The organism is Aulosira sp. FACHB-615 (genome assembly GCF_014698045.1).
Classification (GTDB): domain Bacteria; phylum Cyanobacteriota; class Cyanobacteriia; order Cyanobacteriales; family Nostocaceae; genus Nostoc_B.
Window position 1 is genome coordinate 1 of sequence record NZ_JACJSE010000056.1, and the last position, 22,177, is coordinate 22,177.

Consider the following 22,177-nt stretch of genomic DNA (forward strand, 5'->3'; position numbering starts at 1 on the left):
TTTACAATGACTTTACCATCAAACCCTCATTGCTCAACCTCTATATCATCAGCGATCGCTGCCTTTATCTCTGCTTTAGTAATTATGTACTATATTTAGATGCGTTCCCCCTGTACCAGCAAGTGACGCGAAAGCAAGGATTTTACCATCTGGACTAAAGTCAACATCTGGATTAAAGCCATTACCATCAACTGAGTCTGCACGATCTCTAAAGTTTTTAATTTTTATGCCAGTATTGACATCCCACAGTGTTATTGTACCATTACTCGATGCGGAAGCAAGGGTTTTATCATCTGAACTAAATTCAATATCAACAGAGATTGTATGATCTTTGAAGGTTTTAATTTTTTCGCCAGTGCTGACATCCCAGAATGTTATCGTACCATCATCCAATGCGAAAGCAATAGTTTTGCCATCGAGACTAAAGCTGATTGCGCTTATATCAGTTTTATCTCCAAGAAGAAGGGTTTTGATTTCTTTTCCATTAGAAGTATTCCAAAGTTTTACTCTACCCCCAGGTTGAAAGCTATATGCGTTTCCATCAACAATTCCAGCAACAATTTTGTTATCTGGACTAAAGCTGAAACTTCTAATAGAAGAAATTTTCGTTTTCGTTCCTCTTGTATTCGTAAGAATGTGATATTCTCCCCACTGGAGCATTGTTTTTGCTCTAGTAGTATTTGTAATATTCCAAAGTCTTACAGTATTTTTATCTGATGGGAAAGCAACAGTCCTGCCATCTGGACTAAAGCTGATACTTTGAACCAACGGAGTTATGTTGGCTCTCACAGTACTAACTACCTTGCCAGTATTGACATCCCAAAGTTGTATTGTATTGTCAATCGATGCGGAAGCAACGATTTTGCTATCGGGACTAAAGCTGATGCCTGCAATGTGATCTGAATGGTTCAAGAAAGTTAGGATTGTTTTACCCGTGGAAACGTCCCTAATCGTTACATTAGAACCAGATGCTGGTGCAGAAGCAACAATTTTGCCATCTGGACTAAAGCTTACATACGCAACCTGATCTGTTTCTTCAAAGGTCTTAAGTTCTCTGCCATTGGAAGTATCCCAAAGCGTAACCTTATGGTCATCTGATGCGGAAGCAAGAATTTTACCATCTGGACTATAACTGACTTGGTTAACACGGTGTCCATGTACAAGGTCTCTAATTTTCCTACCAGTTGTAGTATCCCAAATTGTCACAACTGGGTAATGCGATGCAGAAGCAAAGGTTTTACCATTGGGACTAAATTTGACATCATTAAATATGGAATAACCCATAAGAGTTTTAATTTTCCTACCAGTTGTAGTATCCCACAGTGTTATACCATCTCCTGCGAAAGCAAGGGTTCTGCCATCCGGGCTAAAGCTGACGCTACGAACGCCTGGCTCTCGAAGGGTTTTGATTTCTTTACCTGTGTTAATATCCCAAAGTATCACCGTACCTCCATCTAATTCAGAAGCAAGGATTTTACCGTCAGGACTAAAGCTGACACTAGTAATTGAGTCTGTATAAGCGTGACCTTTAAGAGTTTGAATTGGAAACTCATCTACCACCTGCTGCAATGTGGATACAGCCAGCATTCGATTTTCTGACGTTATCCAAGGTTTCCAAATATTTTTTAGTAGTTTTCCAGCTTTAATAACTTCTGTTAACGCCGCTTCATGGTCATTTTGTGCAAAATATTTTTCTGCGGTAACACTCAATCTACCAATTTCTGCATCAGTCCTACGAATTTCACTCACCGCAGCAAATCCAGAAATCACAACCAAACCACAAACCAACCCAGTAATCACACTCCTCCGCAACCTCTGTTTCTGCTTCCTCTCCCGCTCCTGCAACTCCACACTCTTCTCAATAAACCATCGCTGCGGTTTACTAACTTCCTCCCCCCGCTTCTGCAACCAATCCTCAGCCACAGCCAAAGTCGCACTCCGCAACAAAACCCCCTCATCCTTACCACTCTCCACCCATTGCTGCAAAGCCACCTTCAACCGTTCTTGCCAAACACGAAACTCCCGATTATCATCCATCCACCCCCGCAACCGTCCCCAATTCCGAATCAAAGCCTCATGCACAACCTCCACCGTATCCTCAACCAACTGATTCCGGTTCGTCACCAACAAACGCTCATTAGCCAACAACGTCACCAAATCCCAATAATCCCCCACCTCATCACGAGTCGCCAACCTCCGGGTATCTTCCGTACCTTCCCCCGGTTGCACCAACTGAATAAACAGCCGTTGCGCTCTTTTTTGTTGCGTCTCACTCAACCCAGCATAAACAGCCTCCGCATGATTTGCTAAAGCCTGCGTCACCCCACCAATTTCTGTATAAGCTTGATGCGTCAACAATCCCGGACGTTGTTTTCCCCACAGTTGCGTCAAAGCAAACTGCTGTAACGGTAAGCTACCTTCCCCCGAACCCACATCATCAATCAACTTATTAACCAAACCCTCCTCCAACTCCACAGAAAACCTTGCCGCAGGTTGAATAATTGCTCTTTCTAATTCCTTACGGCTCATCGGCACAAGCAAGGAAGGGGGATAATCTTGTAAAGCCTTACCCAAAGGTTGGTAAGACATGGCTTTACCCAAAAAATCTGCCCTTAAGGTAATCAGCAAAGTACACATCGGGGTATGACTAACAGCATTAAGCAAGCTATCAATAAAAATTTGACGCTCTTGAGCATTTGGGCAAAGGGTGTAAACTTCCTCAAATTGGTCAATAACTAGCAGAAGATGAGTAGGGGATAGGGTGTGAAGAATATCTGCAATAATTTTTTGTAGACTAGAGATATCGCGTTTTAAGTCAATTTCTAGCTCTAATTCCTGTCTACGTCGTGAAATTTGAGCATCTGGCGAAGTGAGCAATTCCGCCGCTATTCCCCTGAATTCTTCCAAGGCTATAGCCAAAGACTCAAAAGGGTTCTTACCCGGACGAAAAGAAATAATTTGCCATTGGCGATGCTCCTGGAAGGATCTGCCCATAGAGCGATCGCAGTCCGAACCACCATTATCTTCTAGGATATTATACTGCCGCAGTTGGGGAATTAACCCAGCAAACACCACCGAAGATTTCCCACTACCAGAAGCACCAATTACTGCAACCAAAGGTTTACGGTTAACATCAATTACCAATTGCTCAACAAACGCTTCTCGTCCAAAAAAATTTTCCGCATCTTCTTCCCGAAACGCCATCAAACCCCGATATGGACTGCGAGTAATACCCAAACTTTGCCATGTTGGCGGCACTTCTAACTGATTTTGGACAATTACAGGTAACCAACTGGCACAGGGAAATTGTGACTCAAGCCTCTGTAATTGTTGTCTTGCATATCCCACAGAATTACACAAGGAACTGCCGCCTGTAAATGATTTTAAAAAATGCTTTAAAAACTCTTGTGCAACTTTATCGGGAACAGGTTCGCGCATGACAATTACTTGGGGAATCTGCAAACTTTCTAACTCTCTTGCGATTCCCAAACCATCACAAGAATTAAAAATTGCTAATTGCAATCTTTTGGCGATCGCTGGCAGCAAAGTATCTCTCAATTCTGCCATTGTTAAACTATCATCATGATTGAGAAATATGCGCCCCTGTGTCCCCTGAGTTTGAGAATGCCCAGAGAAAAACAACATATCCCAACCTATTTCATCTTGTAAATAATTATTTAGTTCCTGCCGCAATGGTTTTACAAGGGTAACTATTTCTGCATCACCACAATATTTTTGTAGTAGTTGTTCATCTGCTTTAACATTTATTCCTGTACTATCACCCAGAATAATTAAAATCCTAATCTTTTCTCTAAATGGTCGTTCTCTGCGTTCAGCATCCGGCGCACTTAAAGCAACTTCAAAAGGTGTAATTCGGAAATAAGGTATAGCATCAAATCCGTTCCACAAATGCCAAGGTAGTTTACGTATTTCTTGACAATCTGTACTAAGAATTACTCTGATTTCATCTCCCCTATCCCAATCTTGTTGAGATAAGCAATTTATAATCGGGTTAAAAGATTGTGATTGTAACCATGAATTAAAAGAATTAAGTAAATTTTGCGATCGCTCATCGCATTTTTGTTTCAAATCATCAATATTGACATTCTTAGCGCCAAGTGTTTTAATCCGAGTTCGTTCATCCAAACTGCGGTAAACATCACGCCAATTTTGAAAACATTGAATAATATCAAGAGCAGATGGTAGTTCTCCCCTGATTCTCAAGTTAGGACGTTTTCCCTCTTCGCCCACTTCTAACGTTACTTTATATCCTGTAGAAAACTCACCATCAAATTGAAGGATCACTAACTTTTTCATGATCGATGCAAACAGCTTGACTTTGTTGAAATTAACGGGTTTGAAAGAAACGCAGAGATTATTGGTATTTTATTACACAAGCAGTCAAATCTGATTTTTGATTCTTCTGAAGGGACATGATGATTTTGCGCCCAGATACTTCAAATCCTTATACGTATAAGGTGGGGAGTTTTTACGCATCAAGGAGAACTTATTTATTGTATCTCCTGTGTGAGCATTACTCATCCCGGTAATGAAGATTCTTCCTCCAAAAAACTCAAAAGCTCTTCCTCAAACGCAGTCAAATACGGTCGCCTCGACTCTCTCAAGCAAGTACCTCAACACAGCACGGGCAGCTTCCTCCAGCTTCTCATTCTCCCGCAACCGTGTAATGTGATCACCCACCCACAAGCAGCCCTCACTCGACCCCAACAGTTTCGTTAAAAGACCGCACAATAGAAACAATCCCATCAGCAGCATCAATATCAGTATCGCTCAAATCATCCCAACGCGATCGCGTGAGAGAATTCCTCAACCTGCTGCAAGTGGCGACTAACTAGAGAATAATCCCATTTTGAAATAGCAAAAAACCATTTTAAGTGATCATACTGCGGGAAGATTTGAAATTAGCTGAATACACATACTTTTATTCAAAATGCAACAGACTTTCATCTAGTATTAATCGATAAATTTTTTCTATGGATATAAACGTGCCAAATGACCCACTAGTTGCTTTTAAGGCTTTTTTCGTTAACAGCACTGGCTTAACCCATTACACCTGTTTAACTTGTTCATCTAGTCCTAACTTTCTAAATCTCATGAAAAGTCAGGAATTATTATTCAGAAAGTTGAACTTTACTAAAAGTTTATCTTTCTAGGAATAATTTTCATAAATACTCCTGATTGAAAAAAACATTACTTAATATAGTAATTACGCATAAATTAATTAAATACTCATGTTATATAAGTAGATGAATATCACAAAGAATAATCTCAGTAAAAATTGGGATTATTCTTTGATGATTAATTATTAACAAATAGAGGGCTTCACTAAGTATTGAAGTCGCGCAAAGCTGCGAAAAATGCGGCTTTTGATTGGAGGCAGCTTTTGGCGTAAGGTAGACTGGGTTAATTTTTTAATTAGCTCTCTCCCGATTCAAGATTAAATTTACCCAGATAAAAAAGCGAATGAGCCAAAGTCTAAGTATTCAAGAAATTGCCATTGTGATCGCAACGAAACAGTACAACCCGACAATCTTAACTCCAGATTTTCTGAAATATAGTGGCATCGTCCCTATTGAGTGGGAACTTGCTCAACAACCAGTTCTAACGAATTCTAATGCTCAGGTAGTCTTTCAAAACGGTATCAGTATCATTGCACAAGTCAATCGGATTATCCCTGATTTGTCACTTTCGCGGTAGTATAAGAGCGTAAAAAACCTAGAACGTAAGCACAGAGAATGGTAGAGCCTCGTCCGCCCATAAAAACAATCAAATTCGTGGACGAATATTGCCAATGGTATAAAAGTCTGTTTTCAGATGTTAGAAGCTTTGAGGCATTTAAATACTTACATATAGGATGTATCTCCGAACTAAAGCGAAAAACATTACCAGAAATAGCCAAAATTGTTGGATTAGATAATCAGCAGGGTTTACATCATTTTCTAACTACATCACCTTGGGATATAGAGAAGTTAAGAAATTTAAGGTTAGAGCTAATTCTTAAAGTTTTAAAAGGTAGACCAATTATTTTAATTATCGATGAAACAGGAGATAAAAAAAAGGGAACATCAACAGATTATGTGAAGAGGCAGTATATAGGAAATTTAGGAAAAGTTGAAAATGGAATTGTAGTAGTTACAGCGTATGGCGTATTCTGTGGAATGACGTTTCCATTGCTGTTTGAAGTATATAAGCCTCATGAAAGATTAAAGCCAGAAGATAAGTACTTAACCAAACCACAAATAGCAGCAATACTGATGAAGAAATTAATGGCAACGCAATTAAGGGAAATATTAAATCTAGATACTAAAGTAGATTTGCAATCTCTGAGTGAAGAGCAGAGACAAGCTTATGCTGAATTTTTGACAGAGATACTACAAGCAACCGCAGACAGCGAAGGTAATCCCCAGGTAGTTTACCCATTGCTGGCAAAGAATACAGACAAGCTCGATGGAGTGTTTGCAGAAATACTACATCGCTGGGGAACACATACACTGGGGGAAGCAAAAACAGATGAAGCAGAATTTTTAGCAGCAGTTATTGTTAGCTTTAGCAATTTAATAGCGCAATTCCTCTTGGGTAGCAAAGCCAGTAATATAGAAATTGCTATTACTGGCTATGAAGTCGCGTTAACTGTCAGAACTAAGGAAGTTTTGCCTGTTGACTGGGCAAGAACGCAAAATAATCTCGCCAATGCCTACAAGGAGAGAATCAACGCAGACAAGGCTGAGAATATCGAAAATGCCATTGCTGCTTATAATGCTGCTTTAACTGTCTACACCAGAGAAGCTTTGCCTCAAGATTGGGCAAGAACGCAAAATAATCTCGCCAATGCCTACAAGGAGAGAATCAAAGGAGACAGGGCTGAAAACATCGAAATTGCCATCGCGGCTTGTAATGCTGCTTTAACTGTCTACACTAGAGAAGCTTTGCCTCAAGATTGGGCAAGAACGCAACATAATTTTGCAAACGCCTACAGGGAGAGAATCAAAGGAGACAGAGCAGAGAACATCGAAATTGCCATCGCGGCTTGTAATGCTGCTTTAACTGTCAGAACTAAGGAATCTTTGCCTTTTGAATGGGCAATGACGCAAAATAGTCTCGCACTTGCATACAGGGAGAGAATCAAAGGAGACAAGGCAGAGAGCATCGAAATTGCCATTGCGGCTTGTAATGCTGCTTTAACTGTCAGAACTAAAGAATCTTTGCCTGTTGACTGGGCAACAACGCAATATAATCTTGCAACTGTCTACTGTTCTAGAATTCGTGAAGACAGGGCAGAAAACATCGAAATTGCGATCACTGCTTACAATGCCGCTTTAACTGTCTACACCAGGGAAGCTTTGCCTGTGGAGTGGGCAGTGACGCAAAGTAATCTCGCCATTGCCTACAGGGAGAGAATCAAAGGAGACAGGGCTGAGAACATCGAAAATGCCATCACTGCTTGTACTGCTGCTTTGACTGTCTATACCAGAGAAACTTTGCCTGTGGAGTGGGCAGTGACGCAAAATAATCTCGCTGCTGCCTACAGCGATAGAATTAAAGGAGACAGGGCTGGGAACATCGAAAATGCCATCACTGCTTTTACTGTGACTTCAACTGTCTACACCAGGGAAACTTTGCCTTTTGAATGGGCAATGACGCAAAATAATCTCGCCATTGCCTACAGCAAGAGAATCAAAGGAGACAGGGCTGAGAACATCGAAAATGCCATCGCTGCTTGTATTACTGCTTTAACTGTCTACACCAGAGAAGCTTTGCCTTTTGAATGGGCAATGACGCAAAATAATCTCGCCATTGCCTACAGCAAGAGAATCAAAGGAGACAGGGCTGAGAACATCGAGAATGCCATTGCTGCTTATACTGCGGCTTTAACTGTCCACACCAGAGAAGCTTTGCCTTTTGAATGGGCAATGACGCAAAATAATCTCGCCATTGCCTACAGCGATAGAATCAAAGGAGACAGAGCTGAGAATATTGAAATAGCGATCGCTGCTTATACTGCGGTTTTAAATGTTAGAACTAGGGAAGCTTTGCCTCAAAACCATGCAGAAACTTTGTTCGCACTGGGAATTACTTACCAAGACGCAAACCAGTTTGACTTAGCATACAGTACTTTTAAGTCTGCCATTGATACAGTAGAATTTTTACGAGAAGAAATAATATCTGGTGAAGAAAGCAAACAAAAACAAGCAGAGAAGTTTAATAAAGTTTATAGCTGCATGGTCGAAGTTTGCTTAGAATTAAGTAACATTACCGAAGCAATTGAATATGTTGAACGCAGTAAAACCCGCAATTTAGTTGAACAAATCCTCGAACGTGACGCTAAAACCATCTTCCCTTCAGATATTGTCACTCAACTAGAAACATACAGGGATGAAATAGCAGTAGGACAATATCAAATCCAAAATGGTAAAGCGGAAAATCCTCAAGACTTAGCAAAACATCTCCAACAAAAGCGAAAGCAGCGTAATGAATTACAAGATAAATATTTACCTATTGGTTCTAGTTTCAAGTTTGATAAATTTCCAGAAACTTTAGATGAAAACATTACAATTATAGAATGGTACATTGCCACAGATAGAATCCTCGCTTTTATCATCAAACCTCACGGACAACACTTGACAGTTTGGCAATCACAATCAGAAGATTTAGATGCTTTAATCAATTGGATAAATGAATATCTAGCCGACTACGATGAATATAGGCAAAAAATCAATGACAAATGGCAGAATCAACTAGAAACACGCCTGAACAAGTTAGCAGAAATTCTGCACATTGAAGAAATATTAGCCCACATCCCCGAACAATGCCCAAGATTAATCCTCATTCCTCATCGCTACTTACACCTATTCCCTCTCCATGCTTTACCAGTCAAATCATCATACTTAATTGACTTATTTCCCAAAGGCGTAAGCTATGCACCTAGTTGTCAAATTTTACAACAAGTGCAACAACGCCAACGTCATGATTTTCAATCTCTATTTGCAATTCAAAACCCCACAGAAGACCTAAATTATACTGATTTAGAAGTACAAGTTATTCAAAGCTACTTTAATACTTCCACTGTCCTGAGAAAAACAGCAGCGACTCTCACGGCAATTAATAACTCTAGCTTAAATACTTACCATTGCGCTCACTTTAGCTGTCACGGGTATTTTAACTTAACAAATGCAAGTAAATCAGCCTTAATTTTAGCAAATGTACCCGTCACAGCCGCACCAACGAAACAGGATTCCGAACATTATATGAATGTAAGAGCAGGGGAAACTCACGATTTAGAAAAATGCCTTACCCTAGATAAAATCTTCAGCCTCAAATTGGAAAATTGTCGCCTCGTTACTCTTTCCGCTTGCGAAACTGGATTGATTGATTTTGAAAATACTAGTGATGAATATATTGGTTTGCCTAGTGGTTTTTTGTTAGCAGGAAGTAAAGCTGTAGTTAGCAGTTTATGGAAAGTAGAGGATTTATCTACAGCGTTTTTGATGATTAAATTTATTCAAAATTTAAAAGCTACTATGGTTGATAATGAAGATTTTTCTGTAGCAGTCGAACTTCAAAAAGCACAACTTTGGCTGAGAAATGCGACTACAAAAGAATTAAAGGTATGGATCAATAATTTAAAATCATCATCAGAGCAAGCCCAAAAAAGTTATGATACGCTGAATTGGTTTGATAGCAATGAAAAACCATTCCAAAATCCTGTATACTGGGCAGCCTTTTGTGCCATTGGACAGTAAATTGGGATGCTAATATTTGCTTGATTTATTTTGCTTTTCCCTTTGTAGTGGGCTTTGATTCCATTAATACTGTTGACTGGTTGCGACTAGCTTGAAGGGACTTGAATCTACGTGTAGCAATCGCTTGGAACACATCACTACAACCCCAACCAGCAAATGCACCTATAATCCCAAAAACCAGACTTAACATTACCGATAGGGCAAATGGATGCGGTTGAGAGGTTGTAAAAGGCAGATGTATTGGTATTGGTGGCTGTTGTTGAGGAATTATGTAGGCTGCGGTGCTAGAACCAATTCCCGCAGCACTTAAGCCAACACCCAGTATAGCGATAGTGGTTTGTAAATTGCGATCTCGCACTTGATCGCTTTCTTCTTTTTGGCGAAGAATTTCTTGGGTAGTGTGATCGCTCTCTGCTTGTTCAATTTCCACCCGTCCCTGAATGGCTGTCATTGCTTTTTCGAGTAAAGCGGCTCCCTTTTGGGAGTATGCTAAGTCAAATTGAATTTGTTCGATGAAAAGACGACAATCTTCATCGATAAAGCGGGTTAGGAAGCTAAGATTTTCTCCTGGAAGTCGGCTTTGAATATCCCCAATTTCTCGCCTATAGTTTTGGGCATTAATTTCAATTGTTAAATGATAGTTATCTAGTTCATTAATTAATTCCGAGAATGATAAATATTTTTGAGGTATATCTTTCAGGTATTGCTTGAATTGCTTTAATTCTGCTTCCTTAAGAGTTTTATCAACAGGTATTTCTCTGAATATTTTTTCAATATATGCTTGATTACTTTGATAATCTTGCCGAATCACCTGATAAACTTTCCGGCTGCGATGATAGGCGGCAACTGTTTTGTTGAAATAACAAAATAAATTGACAAACTTATTATAGTGATTGACAAATATTTCACTTGTTTCTGATTCGCAATATACCCAAACAAGTACATGGCAGTAATCTTTTTCTTGGGTAGGAAGACCATATTCAAATATGGGACTGCCAAATAGTTGACCTTCTTGGTTAAAGTCTGGGCAAGGGTAATTATTGGGGATAAATTCTCTTAAACAATTATCTGCTAACTCCCTTAATTGTTGACGATTTTGCGGTAATTTCCAAGGCAACCATTGTTTTTCGGGTGTGTACCAAACAGTCAATAGTATAGTTTGACCGAGGGAAACATCCATTTGGTTGGGCATTAAACACCCAGATGGGTTGAGAAGCTCTAAAAAGCTTAAGTCTACAGGGTTTGTCTTTTTATCGTTTTCATCAAATTCGGGACGACGCAAGTTTAAATTCAGGACATAGGTATCATGAATGCGGAGAGAAGTGACAAATCCAGCAATGGGCAATGGTGTACCATTTTGGTAAACTGTACTCTCAAATTGGAGAGATACATCATCGTCAGTTTTATCTTTCAGTAGGTCAACTCGATATCCATCATGTTCTTCTATTTCCAGTAGCTTGGTGACACCAAATTTTTGAGAGAGAATATGATTGCATTTATCCCAGAGTAAGTTAGGCTGATTGCTGTCTTTTAAATGAAAGGCAAACAAATGGACATTGGGAGCATAGATTTTGGCAGACATTTTTGTTAGCCGGGTTTGATAGTTATTGTTTATTTTGACTCTGGTTTTGTTGTTCGAGTTTATCTTTTACCTGTTGGCTTAATTCTTGGAAGAAGTTAGTAATACGCTTTGCATCATTGGGTTCGGAAGGTTTGACCTTTTTTACTTCTGCGCGATCTCTTGCTAAGTTCCTCAGTGCATCGCGGATAGGTCGTCGTGCTTTACACCATTCTCTAAGAATTTCATCAGCGTTTTCTGGGGGGTTATTCTCCAAAGGTGCTAGAGTTTGCAGCAAATCTTGAAGGTCATTAGGAGAAAATAGTTCGGGTTTAGTTTCAAGAAGAACGGGAAGTGCTTGGAGTAGGGGATCTGAGGTCATAGGATTTTCGATTTAAAATTTTGGGTTAATAATTTACTGGTGATATCCCTGTTTTAGTAGGATTGAGTGACACAAATTTACTTACCAATAGCACAAAAGGCTGCCCACCAATAGGGATTTTCAAATGGTTGCTCATCAGAATCAAACCAGTCTAGGCTTGACTCTATATTTTCAGCTTGCTCTGGTGTTAATTTTAGTTTACTTACCCATGCCTGTAATTCAGATGTAGTCGCATCTCGTAGCCAAATCTGTGCTTTTTGGAGTTCGACTCCTACTGAAAAATTTTCATTATCAGCCATAGCAGCTTTGAGATTTTGCAAGAATTTAATCATCAAAAATGCAGTGGAGAAATCATTTACTGTCCACAAACTACTTACCACGCTGGCGCTACCTGCATAGATAAAGCCACTGGGTAAGCCGATATATTCATCGCTGGTATTCTGGAAATCAATTAAACCAGTTTCGCAAGCGGAGAGAACCACAAGACGAGTTTGACGAAAATCGAAGGTGCGCTCAAATAAATTACCCAATGTTAAACATTTACTTAAGTCTACGGCTTCGGTATTAGATATTTTGAGAAATCTTTCGGGGTTAGCATCAGCAGGAATAGGCGAAACATAAGCATCGGCTAGTAGTAAGAAAGAATTTTGAGGAGAATTAAAGTTGAAAGAACCGTGACAAGAAAAGTGGAGATAATTCGCTTGTTTTAATTGTGTTGCTGTTTGGGATAAGGCAGCTTTTGTAGCTTGTTTTTTGATTAATACTTGATGGGAGGGGAAGTACGATAATATGGTTTCTACTTCCAAGTCAGTAAAATATAAGTCTTCTGTGGGGTTTTGAATCGCAAATAAAGATTGGAAATCATGACGTTTGCGTTGTTGTACCTGTTGCAGTAATTGACAACTGGGTGCATAGCTCACACCATAAGGAAATAAATCTAGAAGACAGCACGAATTTTCAGCATTTTGATTTACTGGTAGAGCATGAAGGGGTAATAAATGCAGGAATTGATGGGGAATTAAAATGAGTTGATGGCAGTGTTTTGATAACTGATTTATGATTGCAATTATTTCATCAATGTACAGGATTTCAGCTAAGTGCTTCAGTTCTAATTCTAAGCTATTCCTCCATTGGTCTTTTTGATTATAGTAATTCCGTAAATATTGCTTTCCCCAATTTACTAAAGCTTCTCTGTCTTCTGGTGAGGATTGCCAAATTTTTATTTCTCCTGTTTTGGTGATAATAAACGCCAGGATTTTTTCAGCCAGAATATACCACTCAATGATGACTGTATTCTCATTCAAACTAGCTTGAAATGAATGAAAATCGAAACCATAACCAACAGGTAAATAGCGGTTTTGCAATTCGTTACGTTGCTGTCGCAATTCTTGGAGACGTTTTGCTAAGTCTTGGGGATTTTCTGCTTTACCATTTTGGATTTGATATTGTCCTACGGCTATTTCATCTCTGTATATTTCTAGTTGAGTCACAACATCTGGAGGGAAGATGGTTTTAGCGTCGCGTTCGAGGATTTGTTCAACTAAATTACGAGTTTTACTCCGTTCAGCATATTCAATTGCTTCGGTAATGTTATTTAATTGCAAGCAAACTTCTACGATGCAGCTATAAACTTTGTTAAAATTCTCCGCTTGTTTGCGTTTGCTTTCTTCACCAGATACTATTTCTTCTCGTAAAGATTCTATAGTAACGATTGCAAACTCAAAAGTATTGTATGCTAAATCAAACTGGTTTACATCTTGGTAAGTTTTTCCCAGTGAGAACAATGTTTCTGCATGGTCTTGAGGTAAAGCTTCCCTAGTTCTGACAGTTAAAGCCGCAGTATATGCAGCGATCGCTTTTTCAAAATTCTCGGCTGGTTCTTCTGTAATTTTGACAGAGTAAACATTCCCCAAATTATTTTGCGTTATTGCCCAATCTTGGGGTGCAACCTCGCGGGTTCTCACTTCCAAAGCATATTCATAAGCCTTAATAGCCTTAATAGCAAGTTCAGTATTTTCTGCCGAATTTATCAGTATTTTTTTATAGTAAGCAGTACCTAAATGGTCTTGTGTTGCTGCCCATTGTTGGGGTGCAACCTCGCGGGTTCTCACTTCCAAAGCATTTGTGTAGGCATTGATTGCTTGTTCAAGATTTTCTGTAGGGTCTCCCTTAATTCTGTAATGATAAGCAATTCCCAGATGATTTTGTATCATTGCCCAATTTTGGGGTGAAACTTCGCGGGTTAAAACTTTCAAAGCATCTGTGTAGTGATTGATTGCTTGTTCGAGATTCTCTGCTTTGTCTCTTAGTATTCTGTTAGAGTAAGCATTGCCCAAATTATTTTGCGTTATTGCCCATTGTTGAGGCAAATCCTCACGGTTAAAAAATTCCAAGGCATTTGTGTAGGCATTGATTGCTTGTTCGAGATTCTCTGCTTTGTCTCCTATTATTCTGTTGGAGTAAGCATTAGCCAAATTATTTCGCGTTTCAGCCCATTGTTGAGGGAAAGTCTGACGAGTTCTAACTTCCAAAGCATATGTGCAGGCTTGGATTGCTCGTTCAATATTTTCTGCTTTGTTTCCTCGAATTCTGTCAATGTAGGCAAGTCCCAGATTATTTTGCGTCATTGCCCAATCAACAGGCAAAGCTTCTCTGGTTCTGACACTTAAAGCCGCAGTATATGCAGCGATCGCCTTTTCGATATTCTCTGCTTTGTCTCCTTTGATTCTCTCCCTGTAGGCATTAGCGAGATTATTTTGCGTTGCTGCCCAATCAACAGGCAAAGCTTCCTTGGTTCTGACACTTAAAGCCACTTCATAGCCAATAATAGCAATTTCCATCTTGTTGGCTTTGCTACCCAAGGAGAATTGCGCTAATAAATTGCTAAATTCAACAATAACTGCTGCTAAATATTCCGCCTCATCTGCTTCCAATTCCCGCAGTGTATTTGTCCCCCAATGACGTAGTATTTCTGCTAACACTCCGTCGAGTTTGTCTGTATTCTGTGCCATCAAGGGGTAAACTACCTGGGTATCACCTTCACTATCTGCGGTTGCTTGTAGTACCTGCATCAAGAATTGGAAATATGCTTGTATCTCCTCTTCACTCAGAGATTGCAAATCTACTTGAGTATCTAGATTCAACACTTCCCCTAGTTGCATTGCCAAATTTTGCAACCAATTCGCTGCATTCTCATCCCCTTGCTGTGAAAACATCTGTGCTACTGCTTCTACCGTCTGCAAGAAGCCAACATCCACTAATGGTTGGTTTTGTGCCAAAATCTCTCGAATTTCATCGTGACTATGGCAATTCAACAGGCATTGAATCAGGTTGAAATAGGCTTGCTGACGCTGTTCATTCATGGGTAAGGGCATGAGACGCAACATAATCAAGACAATGATTCAATAACAATACTCTAAATTCCAGAAAAGCGGAGAATTCCTTCACAGATGATACGTTTTTGACAAATAACCTCTTGATGAGTGTTTTTTACTTGTGAACAGACAATTACTGATTTTTCGATTGCCCACTACTAGTTTCAGGTAAAAATAGAATGCGATCGCATTTGTTATTTTGGCGATTGCTATATCTCCCAATCCTCAATCAACAAGTTATGAATGCGTTGAAATTCTCTAGTATTATGTGTGACTAGTGTTAAGTTATTGACTATTGCGATCGCGGCAATCTGCAAATCATAAGGCCCTATTGGTGTGCCAAAATTCATCAATTCTGCTCGGATAGTACCAAAAATTCGTGCTGCCCTGTCGTCAAAGGGTAAAGATACAAAATTGTTTAGAAATCCTTCTTGTAATGCTAAATTTCTTGTAGGATTATTACTTCGCATTGCCCCATAAAATAGTTCAGCTTTTACTACTGAACAAACAGCGATATCTGCTGGTGATAGCGATTCTAACCTTTGCCTCACGCCAGACATCGGACGGTTCAGATAAACAATGCAAGCATTAGTATCTAACAAATATCTCACTCTAAGGACTCCCTAGTGTCATATTCACCTTGGGGATATCTTTGGATTGGGTCATCTGCTAATGACCCTGCTGTTCGCTCAAAAAATCCTGGTGGCCACCCCAGTTCTTCAGGTGTTTTTGGGGTGGCGGATGGTTCTATCTGTTGATAAATCACTACGACTTCCATTTCTTTGTCTGTGATGCCAACGGGAATCTCAAGGTGCAAAATGCCGTCAGCCCCAACATGAGAACATAACTTTATACTTTGCATTACTGTTTTCTCCTGGTTCTGGGTTTATTGAGAATTGCGCGGTATTTCATCTATGATGCCGTATTCTCGCTCAACCACACTCAACAGCTTCTCTTCCACCGCCGTAAGATAAGGACGGTTCAGCTTCCCCAACGACTGCAACAGATTTTTGACTGTCTCCTCCAGTGAATCACAATATATTCTACTGATGCGATCGCACATCTCCTGCATCTGCTGGCATTCGGCAGGCAGATACTCAAAAGACCTTAAATGCTGCACCCCAAGCGTCACTTCACCATTCCAAGTTTTTACAGTACAACTAAAGTCATTCAATTGAGCGACAATCGCCCAACAACCCGCTTTACCCCTGAGTTCTGGATTATCTTTTGCAAGGATTTGGCAGACTTCACCGATTTGGTAACTGTTGGGTATTTTGGTACTCTCTATTATCCTTTGCACGACATCTTTAACAATGCGGCCAGTTGGCACTTTACCACCAGCTTCTTTGACTGCGGACTGCCAACAAGTAAGTTGTTCCTCTACTGTCAAAGGAACCAAGGGTCTAACTTGTCGTTCACTTGTTGGCAGAATTTGACAACCAATGGTTGTCAAATTTTCATCCGTCACATTTTGACAACCATTGGTTGTCAGATTTTCGTAAACACCAGCTGCGGCAATCAGATAATTTGACTGTTGCCGACTATGCCCAAATCTATCACGGCAATACTCCTCAAATGTGCGGTGAGTGGAACGATAGAGTTTGCGATCGCGTAATTCTGCCAAAGCCTTACCTGCCTCAAAAAACGCCCTCTCCACTTTTCGCTCAAGGTGCAGGCGATCGCTCTGCTCTTGCTCAGTTAATTCAGGAACTTCAACGGCAGAAACGTCAATAATTGCTGAAGCTGGGTTTTCTTGAAGGGAGATATCTGAGTTGGTCGATTCTGGATTGGGTGATGCGGAGATGGTGGCTTTCTTGCGCTTACGGGCTGGGTTGTTCATGAATCAGTTGTAATCAAACAGACCAAAAGCAAAGATTGGCAAGCTCTTTAATCATCATCCCCAGCAATCTCTTTTAAGGTTTCAAGGTTGAGACATTTGGAACGAATTAACCTCTCAATTACTTCTGCTCTAGTTAATTCCATCTGTTCAGCTATAGCATCAACAAGCTCAATCGCTGTTGGGGTCAACATGATTTGAACCCTTTGCTTGCTTTCACCCCATTTTCCTGGCTTAACTCGATAATCTTTTGGCACTAGCGTTTTAACCATATCAATACCTACACATATATTCAACCAGATTTGATTATATACATACTTGACGATGTGTGTATGTGTGTATATCATAAAAGTATCAAAAAGCAAAAGACGACCGCCCTCGCCTTGGAAACTTGTGCGCTCGTCTTTTGATCCTTTAACAGGAAATATAATTATGACTCATAACATTTACACCCAACAACAGCTACGCTGCAAATCCCTACCCCAGCTAAAGCAAACCTACAGCGAAATCGGCTGCACAACCACAGTAAACGATAGACGATGCAAGGATTCGTGGAGAAGTGCCATCGCCTCTTACCAAGAAAGCAAACTCCAGAAGGTTGACGAGCAGGACATAGCGCAAGGCGAGTTCAACGGGTACATCGCAGACCAAGCTCAGGCGGTTGCACCGGAAGAATTAACAGTAAGAGAAATTTCTTTTTACGAACACGAGATTTACTGCGGCACACAACTGATTGCCAGCATCACCTACGACTGCGCTGACTTTGTAACGCAACCTTGGATAGTCACGGTGGCTGGAGTAGAGAAATTCCGTGCCAACACCTGGGCGCGATGCCAACGCTACATCCAATGGCATCACAAAAATGGAACGCTCAACGAAGAATTCCTAGCACCACCAAGCCAAGCAACACAACCAGAACAATCAGAACCAGAAGAAACCTGCACAACTGGCAATGAAATCATGGCGCAGATTTTCGATGCCTGTGAACAGCACGGATTAGAACTGCTCGAAGACGGCATTTACAAACAAGACGTAAAACTCGGACAAGCAGGCTGCACCAATGGCAACTGGTGGTTCACAAGCGCATCCCAAGTCAAACCAGAGAAAGTCTTTTGTGACTCTGTTAAAGATGCTGTTTGGTTATTGCAAATCCCGGATGAATTACCAACGGCTAACGAATATCTGCAATATCATCCGCTTGAGCAGTTGTCGTCAAGGGAATTGCAGGGGTTGTTTGAGGCGAGGGCGTTACTGGCTGTGTAGGGAGAAAGTGGGCTTGGATGCCCACTAATTTATGTGACGTACCAGTTTTAAATGTAGCTATCAGCACGCGCATCAACCTCAGTAATTTTGTCCCAATCTCTCATTAATCAACTTCATTTACCAACAAAGCTTTAACCATGAACAGAACATGGCGCAAATGGGAACCAGAGGAAATAGAAGTCCTCGAAGAAATGTCAGAAGCTTACACCCTTAGACAAATTGCGCGTCGGCTCAAAAGACACGGTTATCAACGTACAACCGAGGGGATTAATAAAAAACTGAATCGCTTGGGCTACTCCACCCGTACAACTCTAGACAACTATAGCTGCAACCAAATCGCCAAAACTCTTTGTGTGGATTCCTCGACTGTGGCGGGATGGGTAAAACGTGGCTGGTTTGTGGGAAAACAACGCTCTGCAACGCATTTTCAAGTTAAAAGTCAGGATTTGAAACGATTTCTCAAAAATCCCCCCCGCAGAATCAAAAATCTGATTGCCTCATTAGATCAACTCGCAATTAAAACTTTGGTTGGGTAAACATTATGTCCTGTGCAATCATCACCCTGGAAAAATGCTGGTATTTGTCGCCACCTTGGAGTCAACAAATGCCATCGCTGGAAGTGAACTTGTCCGAGAAAGTCTATCTCACCGATTCTGGAACATTCGGCTACTGCTGCGGGGTGTTGTGGCAGGACACAGGATGGGTTTATGCGGTCAACTGCGAACGCTCCATCACATATTTCACCAAACACGAGATTATCGGTACTGGACAGTTACAGTCCACATATTTGAGAAAACCTGCATTCGTGTTGGGAGAGCGCGTCATGCTTCGCTTCGATAGCCACGCCACAAAGCAACGTTTGATTCTGGGGATTGTTTTGGTGAATAACGCTTGGTTTTACGTTGTCGAGCTTATGTCCCCAGCTTTGGTTCGACCACTGGCTGCACCTGTGCGTTTTCCGTTGGTGGGCGAAACAGATTTAATTCGAGTTTGTATGTAAGTATTTTTTAACAGGGAGCAACGATTATGTCACAAATCGAAATCGCTCAAATTATTGACCAGATAAAACAAGAAATCACTGTTGATGCTAATGGCCAGGGTAAAGCCAGTATTCGGGCAACAGCCAGATTAGCTGATATCAACGACGCTGGACTCTTGAGAAGCTTGAAAACTGCTGCTGACATTTCTCACTCTAAATTAGTTGAAAAGCTTGTCCGTAAACGGTTTGAGTGTGCTGACATTTTAGGATGGTCACAGTCTGGTATCCCTGATGTAGCTGTTGCCGCAATACTTCACTATTACGGTTTTGAGGCTGGGAAAAGATGCAGCCAACAAGCAAGACTCGCCTGTGAAGCATTTGAAAGTATCGGTGTTCGCGCCTGGATGCAAGACATTATGGGTTGGATAAAACCCACCACTCAACCCCAACAACCACCCACACCAACACTTCCTCCAGTTGAACAGCGATTGCACACTCTTGTCGAAGCAATGAAAACTTTAGCCGAGTTGACTGGTGGCAGACTTAACCCTTATATGGAGCAACAGGTAAAGGACTATGCTGGGAATCTTTTAGCTGAACACAACCGGAAGATGTTGGCTCCTTCAGATGAACGATGGCTTGGGGTTGTGAATTTTGCAGAAAGTGAACTTGGTAAAAAAGTCCCGATCAGTGGTTCACATTATCGGGGACATTTGGGTACATGGGTGAGGACATTTTACCCACAGTTGGGCGATCGCCAAGAGGATCGTTTGGTTAATGGCACTCAACAACCAGTTTACGTTTACGCCTGTCATGACCCTGCGGTGGTTGCGGGGTTAACCAAAGCAATCGAGGAGTTTTTCGCACACCCGAATCCGGCAGTGGCACTTAAGCAAGCGGGGGCATTCTCTAAGAAAGCTGTGGTTACGGCTTAATGGTCATCGGTTAATGGTCATCGGTCATTAGTCAACAGTCATTGGTTATTTGTCAACAGTTAACACTCAACACCGGAGATTTTATGATCATCCCCTTTGATTTACAAACCCAAGCTATAGCCAGTGATGGTAGAAAGTGTATCTTCAGTACGGTTTATGTCGATATTATTGAAATTTTGACTTCACCAGAAGAAGCACTCACAGACCCCGAAATGCAAGGAACTATAGACATGATTGCCGAGGGTGGGAGTTTTTCTGGTGATGGTGTTGATGAATTTCTTTTAGACGCTCTCAAAGAACTTCAAGCTTGGGAATTTGTGCAAGAAGTTAATGACGGAGATTATACGTATTGGGTGTTATCTCCTAAAGGTCTATTGCTTAAAGCGGAAATTAAATAAGTTTTAGGAGACTTTATGAAAGTCGTAGTTCAAATAGTTGAAAAGGTCGTTAGTGAAGCGCACATTTATCTACCAGATGGACTTACAGAAGATGCAATCAGACAGCATATTGTTGGTCTATATAACAGTGGCGAAATAACACCAGATTTAAATATTTTTCAAGTTGATTTTGAATCAATTAGCGCAACGATTGTCCAACAACCACAGGAGGTAGCATGAGACTTTCAAATCTACAAGGTCAATACCAGTGCATTGTGATAGATCCTCCTTGGTTCTATAGACTCCGCAATCAAGATAAGACCCATCGCAACCGTATTTCCTACCAACCAATGCGAATTGAAGAAATTCTGGCATTACCTATTGGGGAATTATGCGACCGCTCTGGCTGCGTTTTATTTTTGTGGTTCACCAATAATCACATGATTGAGGCTTCCCAATGTTTACAAACGTGGGGTTTCGACCTCAAAACTATTCTGACTTGGGAAAAAGTTACCAAAGATGGCACTAAAACACATCTTGGGACTGGCCACTGGCTGAGAAACTGCACTGAACATTGTGCGTTGGCTGTTCGTGGCAATGTCAAAGCTTTCTCTGGACGAACACTCACAAACCAGTCCACCATCATACACGCACCACGCCGTGAGCATTCCAGGAAACCCGAACAGTTTTTTGAACTTGTAGAGAAGTTGTGTCCTTCACTGACCAAGCTGGAGATGTTCGCACGTTCTTCTAGAGACGGTTGGGATTGTTGGGGAGATCAGGCGGATAAGTTTGATTCTTTGGATGAGACTATTTCGGCCAGTGCTTAAACCCCAACTAAGATTCTGTCCTATTTTCGGCGGTGATAGCTTGTTGTACCGTCTCTATGTCCAACTTTAGTACGTCAGCTATTTGCTCTACACTCAATCCTACCTTTAAGAATCGAGGTATTATTTGCAACTTTGTTTCTTGGACAATTTCTTGGTAAAACCGAGTATGTTTCCAAGGTGTTAAATCAAACATTACCTGCGATTCCTGACATCTGAACCGTTAACGGAGTTAACTGAACCTAGAAAATCAAATATCAAATTTTCCAATGCTAATTTTGTGGCGGAGTGTCATCTGCGGGCTGATAAATAGAACGCAATTCGTCAACAGTATTCGCTGTTTCAATTGCTGCCAAGATTGATTCGAGCAACCTAAAATCTTCAATTTGCTCAATTTCAGGTAATAAATCTTGTCCAGGTGTTCCAAATTTAAGTTTCAATCCTAAAGCTATGCCTTTTAACAAAGATTCTATTCGGGCAATTCTTTCAAAACTAGTAACGTACTGCATACGCTGTTGCGCCTCCAATTGTTCAACTTCTCTAATGAATTCCTGTTCTAACTCTAATGGTAATGTCAACATCCAATCAATAAAAGCCAACAGGTTAACAACAGCCTCGCGTTCAAACCCCTGCTCGTACAACCGACGTACTAAAGCCAGTTTTGATTGTTTTCTTTGCAATCTATTACTACGGGTCTGTACCGCCGCCAAGTGAGCCATTACTACTGTAGCGAATGGGTTATGGCTGGCTTCAAGTTCCGACAACCTTTGCTCAGTAAACCAAAAAGTTTTTAAGAGAAGAGCGATCGCTAAAATACTTATATTTTTTGATACTTCTTGATATGTAATTCTCTAACCAGCAGACACAGTATAGATTAAAATTAC

General features: G+C 40.7%; 19 protein-coding genes and 1 pseudogene. 10 read left to right on the forward strand and 10 right to left on the reverse strand.

Annotated elements, in window-relative coordinates; translation table 11 throughout:
• Window positions 1-75 precede the first annotated feature (75 nt).
• Complete coding sequence (locus H6G77_RS33795; RefSeq protein WP_190873952.1) at window positions 76-4,317, reverse strand: CHAT domain-containing protein; 4,242 nt, start codon at window positions 4,315-4,317, stop codon at window positions 76-78.
• Window positions 4,318-5,484: 1,167 nt separating this feature from the next.
• Between H6G77_RS33795 and H6G77_RS33800 the strand changes: the two genes are divergently transcribed.
• The 3 genes and pseudogenes from H6G77_RS33800 to H6G77_RS33805 all read left to right on the forward strand — a co-directional run bounded on the left by H6G77_RS33800 (window position 5,485) and on the right by H6G77_RS33805 (window position 9,761).
• Window positions 5,485-5,718: a hypothetical protein gene (locus H6G77_RS33800; RefSeq protein WP_190873953.1), complete on the forward strand. Its 234-nt coding sequence runs from the start codon at window positions 5,485-5,487 to the stop codon at window positions 5,716-5,718.
• 38 nt (window positions 5,719-5,756) lie between these two features.
• A pseudogene (locus tag H6G77_RS36095) lies at window positions 5,757-6,287 on the forward strand (transposase); the annotation flags it as partial.
• Window positions 6,288-7,103: 816 nt separating this feature from the next.
• On the forward strand, window positions 7,104-9,761 hold the full coding sequence (locus H6G77_RS33805; protein ID WP_396020701.1) for a CHAT domain-containing protein: 2,658 nt from the start codon (window positions 7,104-7,106) through the stop codon (window positions 9,759-9,761).
• A 25-nt stretch (window positions 9,762-9,786) separates the two neighbouring features.
• Here H6G77_RS33805 and H6G77_RS33810 read toward each other — a convergent pair whose 3' ends face one another.
• The 7 genes from H6G77_RS33810 to H6G77_RS33840 form a co-directional block, all read right to left on the reverse strand.
• Window positions 9,787-11,343 (reverse strand): hypothetical protein, encoded by a 1,557-nt coding sequence (locus H6G77_RS33810; protein WP_190873954.1) that lies wholly within the window; start codon window positions 11,341-11,343, stop codon window positions 9,787-9,789.
• A 22-nt stretch (window positions 11,344-11,365) separates the two neighbouring features.
• A complete protein-coding gene (locus H6G77_RS33815; protein WP_190873955.1) occupies window positions 11,366-11,701 on the reverse strand; it encodes a hypothetical protein in 336 nt (111 codons plus the stop codon).
• Between the two features lie 77 nt (window positions 11,702-11,778).
• A complete protein-coding gene (locus H6G77_RS33820; RefSeq protein WP_242049400.1) occupies window positions 11,779-15,087 on the reverse strand; it encodes a CHAT domain-containing protein in 3,309 nt (1,102 codons plus the stop codon).
• Between the two features lie 197 nt (window positions 15,088-15,284).
• Window positions 15,285-15,686, reverse strand: a complete 402-nt coding sequence (locus H6G77_RS33825) for a PIN domain-containing protein (RefSeq protein ID WP_190873956.1) — start codon at window positions 15,684-15,686, stop codon at window positions 15,285-15,287.
• Window positions 15,683-15,937 (reverse strand): hypothetical protein, encoded by a 255-nt coding sequence (locus tag H6G77_RS33830; protein WP_190873957.1) that lies wholly within the window; start codon window positions 15,935-15,937, stop codon window positions 15,683-15,685. Before H6G77_RS33830 ends, H6G77_RS33825 begins: the two co-directional genes overlap by 4 nt.
• Before the next feature lie 24 nt (window positions 15,938-15,961).
• A complete protein-coding gene (locus H6G77_RS33835; RefSeq protein ID WP_190873958.1) occupies window positions 15,962-16,915 on the reverse strand; it encodes a hypothetical protein in 954 nt (317 codons plus the stop codon).
• A gap of 47 nt (window positions 16,916-16,962) precedes the next feature.
• On the reverse strand, window positions 16,963-17,184 hold the full coding sequence (locus H6G77_RS33840; RefSeq protein WP_190735156.1) for a ribbon-helix-helix protein, CopG family: 222 nt from the start codon (window positions 17,182-17,184) through the stop codon (window positions 16,963-16,965).
• Window positions 17,185-17,344: 160 nt separating this feature from the next.
• Between H6G77_RS33840 and H6G77_RS33845 the strand changes: the two genes are divergently transcribed.
• The 7 genes from H6G77_RS33845 to H6G77_RS33875 all read left to right on the forward strand — a co-directional run bounded on the left by H6G77_RS33845 (window position 17,345) and on the right by H6G77_RS33875 (window position 21,296).
• Window positions 17,345-18,175 (forward strand): hypothetical protein, encoded by an 831-nt coding sequence (locus tag H6G77_RS33845; RefSeq protein ID WP_190873959.1) that lies wholly within the window; start codon window positions 17,345-17,347, stop codon window positions 18,173-18,175.
• 137 nt (window positions 18,176-18,312) lie between these two features.
• On the forward strand, window positions 18,313-18,711 hold the full coding sequence (locus tag H6G77_RS33850; protein WP_190873960.1) for a hypothetical protein: 399 nt from the start codon (window positions 18,313-18,315) through the stop codon (window positions 18,709-18,711).
• Window positions 18,712-18,716: 5 nt separating this feature from the next.
• A complete protein-coding gene (locus H6G77_RS33855) occupies window positions 18,717-19,175 on the forward strand; it encodes a DUF1392 family protein (RefSeq protein WP_190873961.1) in 459 nt (152 codons plus the stop codon).
• Between the two features lie 26 nt (window positions 19,176-19,201).
• Entirely contained in the window at window positions 19,202-20,089 is an 888-nt protein-coding gene (locus H6G77_RS33860; protein WP_190873962.1) for a hypothetical protein, read from the forward strand.
• Between the two features lie 41 nt (window positions 20,090-20,130).
• Entirely contained in the window at window positions 20,131-20,487 is a 357-nt protein-coding gene (locus H6G77_RS33865; protein WP_242049401.1) for a hypothetical protein, read from the forward strand.
• Between the two features lie 15 nt (window positions 20,488-20,502).
• Window positions 20,503-20,706: a hypothetical protein gene (locus H6G77_RS33870; RefSeq protein ID WP_190677053.1), complete on the forward strand. Its 204-nt coding sequence runs from the start codon at window positions 20,503-20,505 to the stop codon at window positions 20,704-20,706.
• A complete protein-coding gene (locus H6G77_RS33875; RefSeq protein WP_190677055.1) occupies window positions 20,703-21,296 on the forward strand; it encodes an MT-A70 family methyltransferase in 594 nt (197 codons plus the stop codon). The genes H6G77_RS33870 and H6G77_RS33875 overlap by 4 nt, the downstream gene beginning before the upstream one ends.
• 7 nt (window positions 21,297-21,303) lie before the next feature.
• Here the strand turns inward: H6G77_RS33875 and H6G77_RS33880 are convergent, their stop codons facing one another.
• A complete protein-coding gene (locus H6G77_RS33880; protein ID WP_190677057.1) occupies window positions 21,304-21,489 on the reverse strand; it encodes a hypothetical protein in 186 nt (61 codons plus the stop codon).
• A gap of 76 nt (window positions 21,490-21,565) precedes the next feature.
• Entirely contained in the window at window positions 21,566-22,057 is a 492-nt protein-coding gene (locus tag H6G77_RS36100; RefSeq protein WP_190873963.1) for a hypothetical protein, read from the reverse strand.
• Window positions 22,058-22,177: the final 120 nt, after the last annotated feature.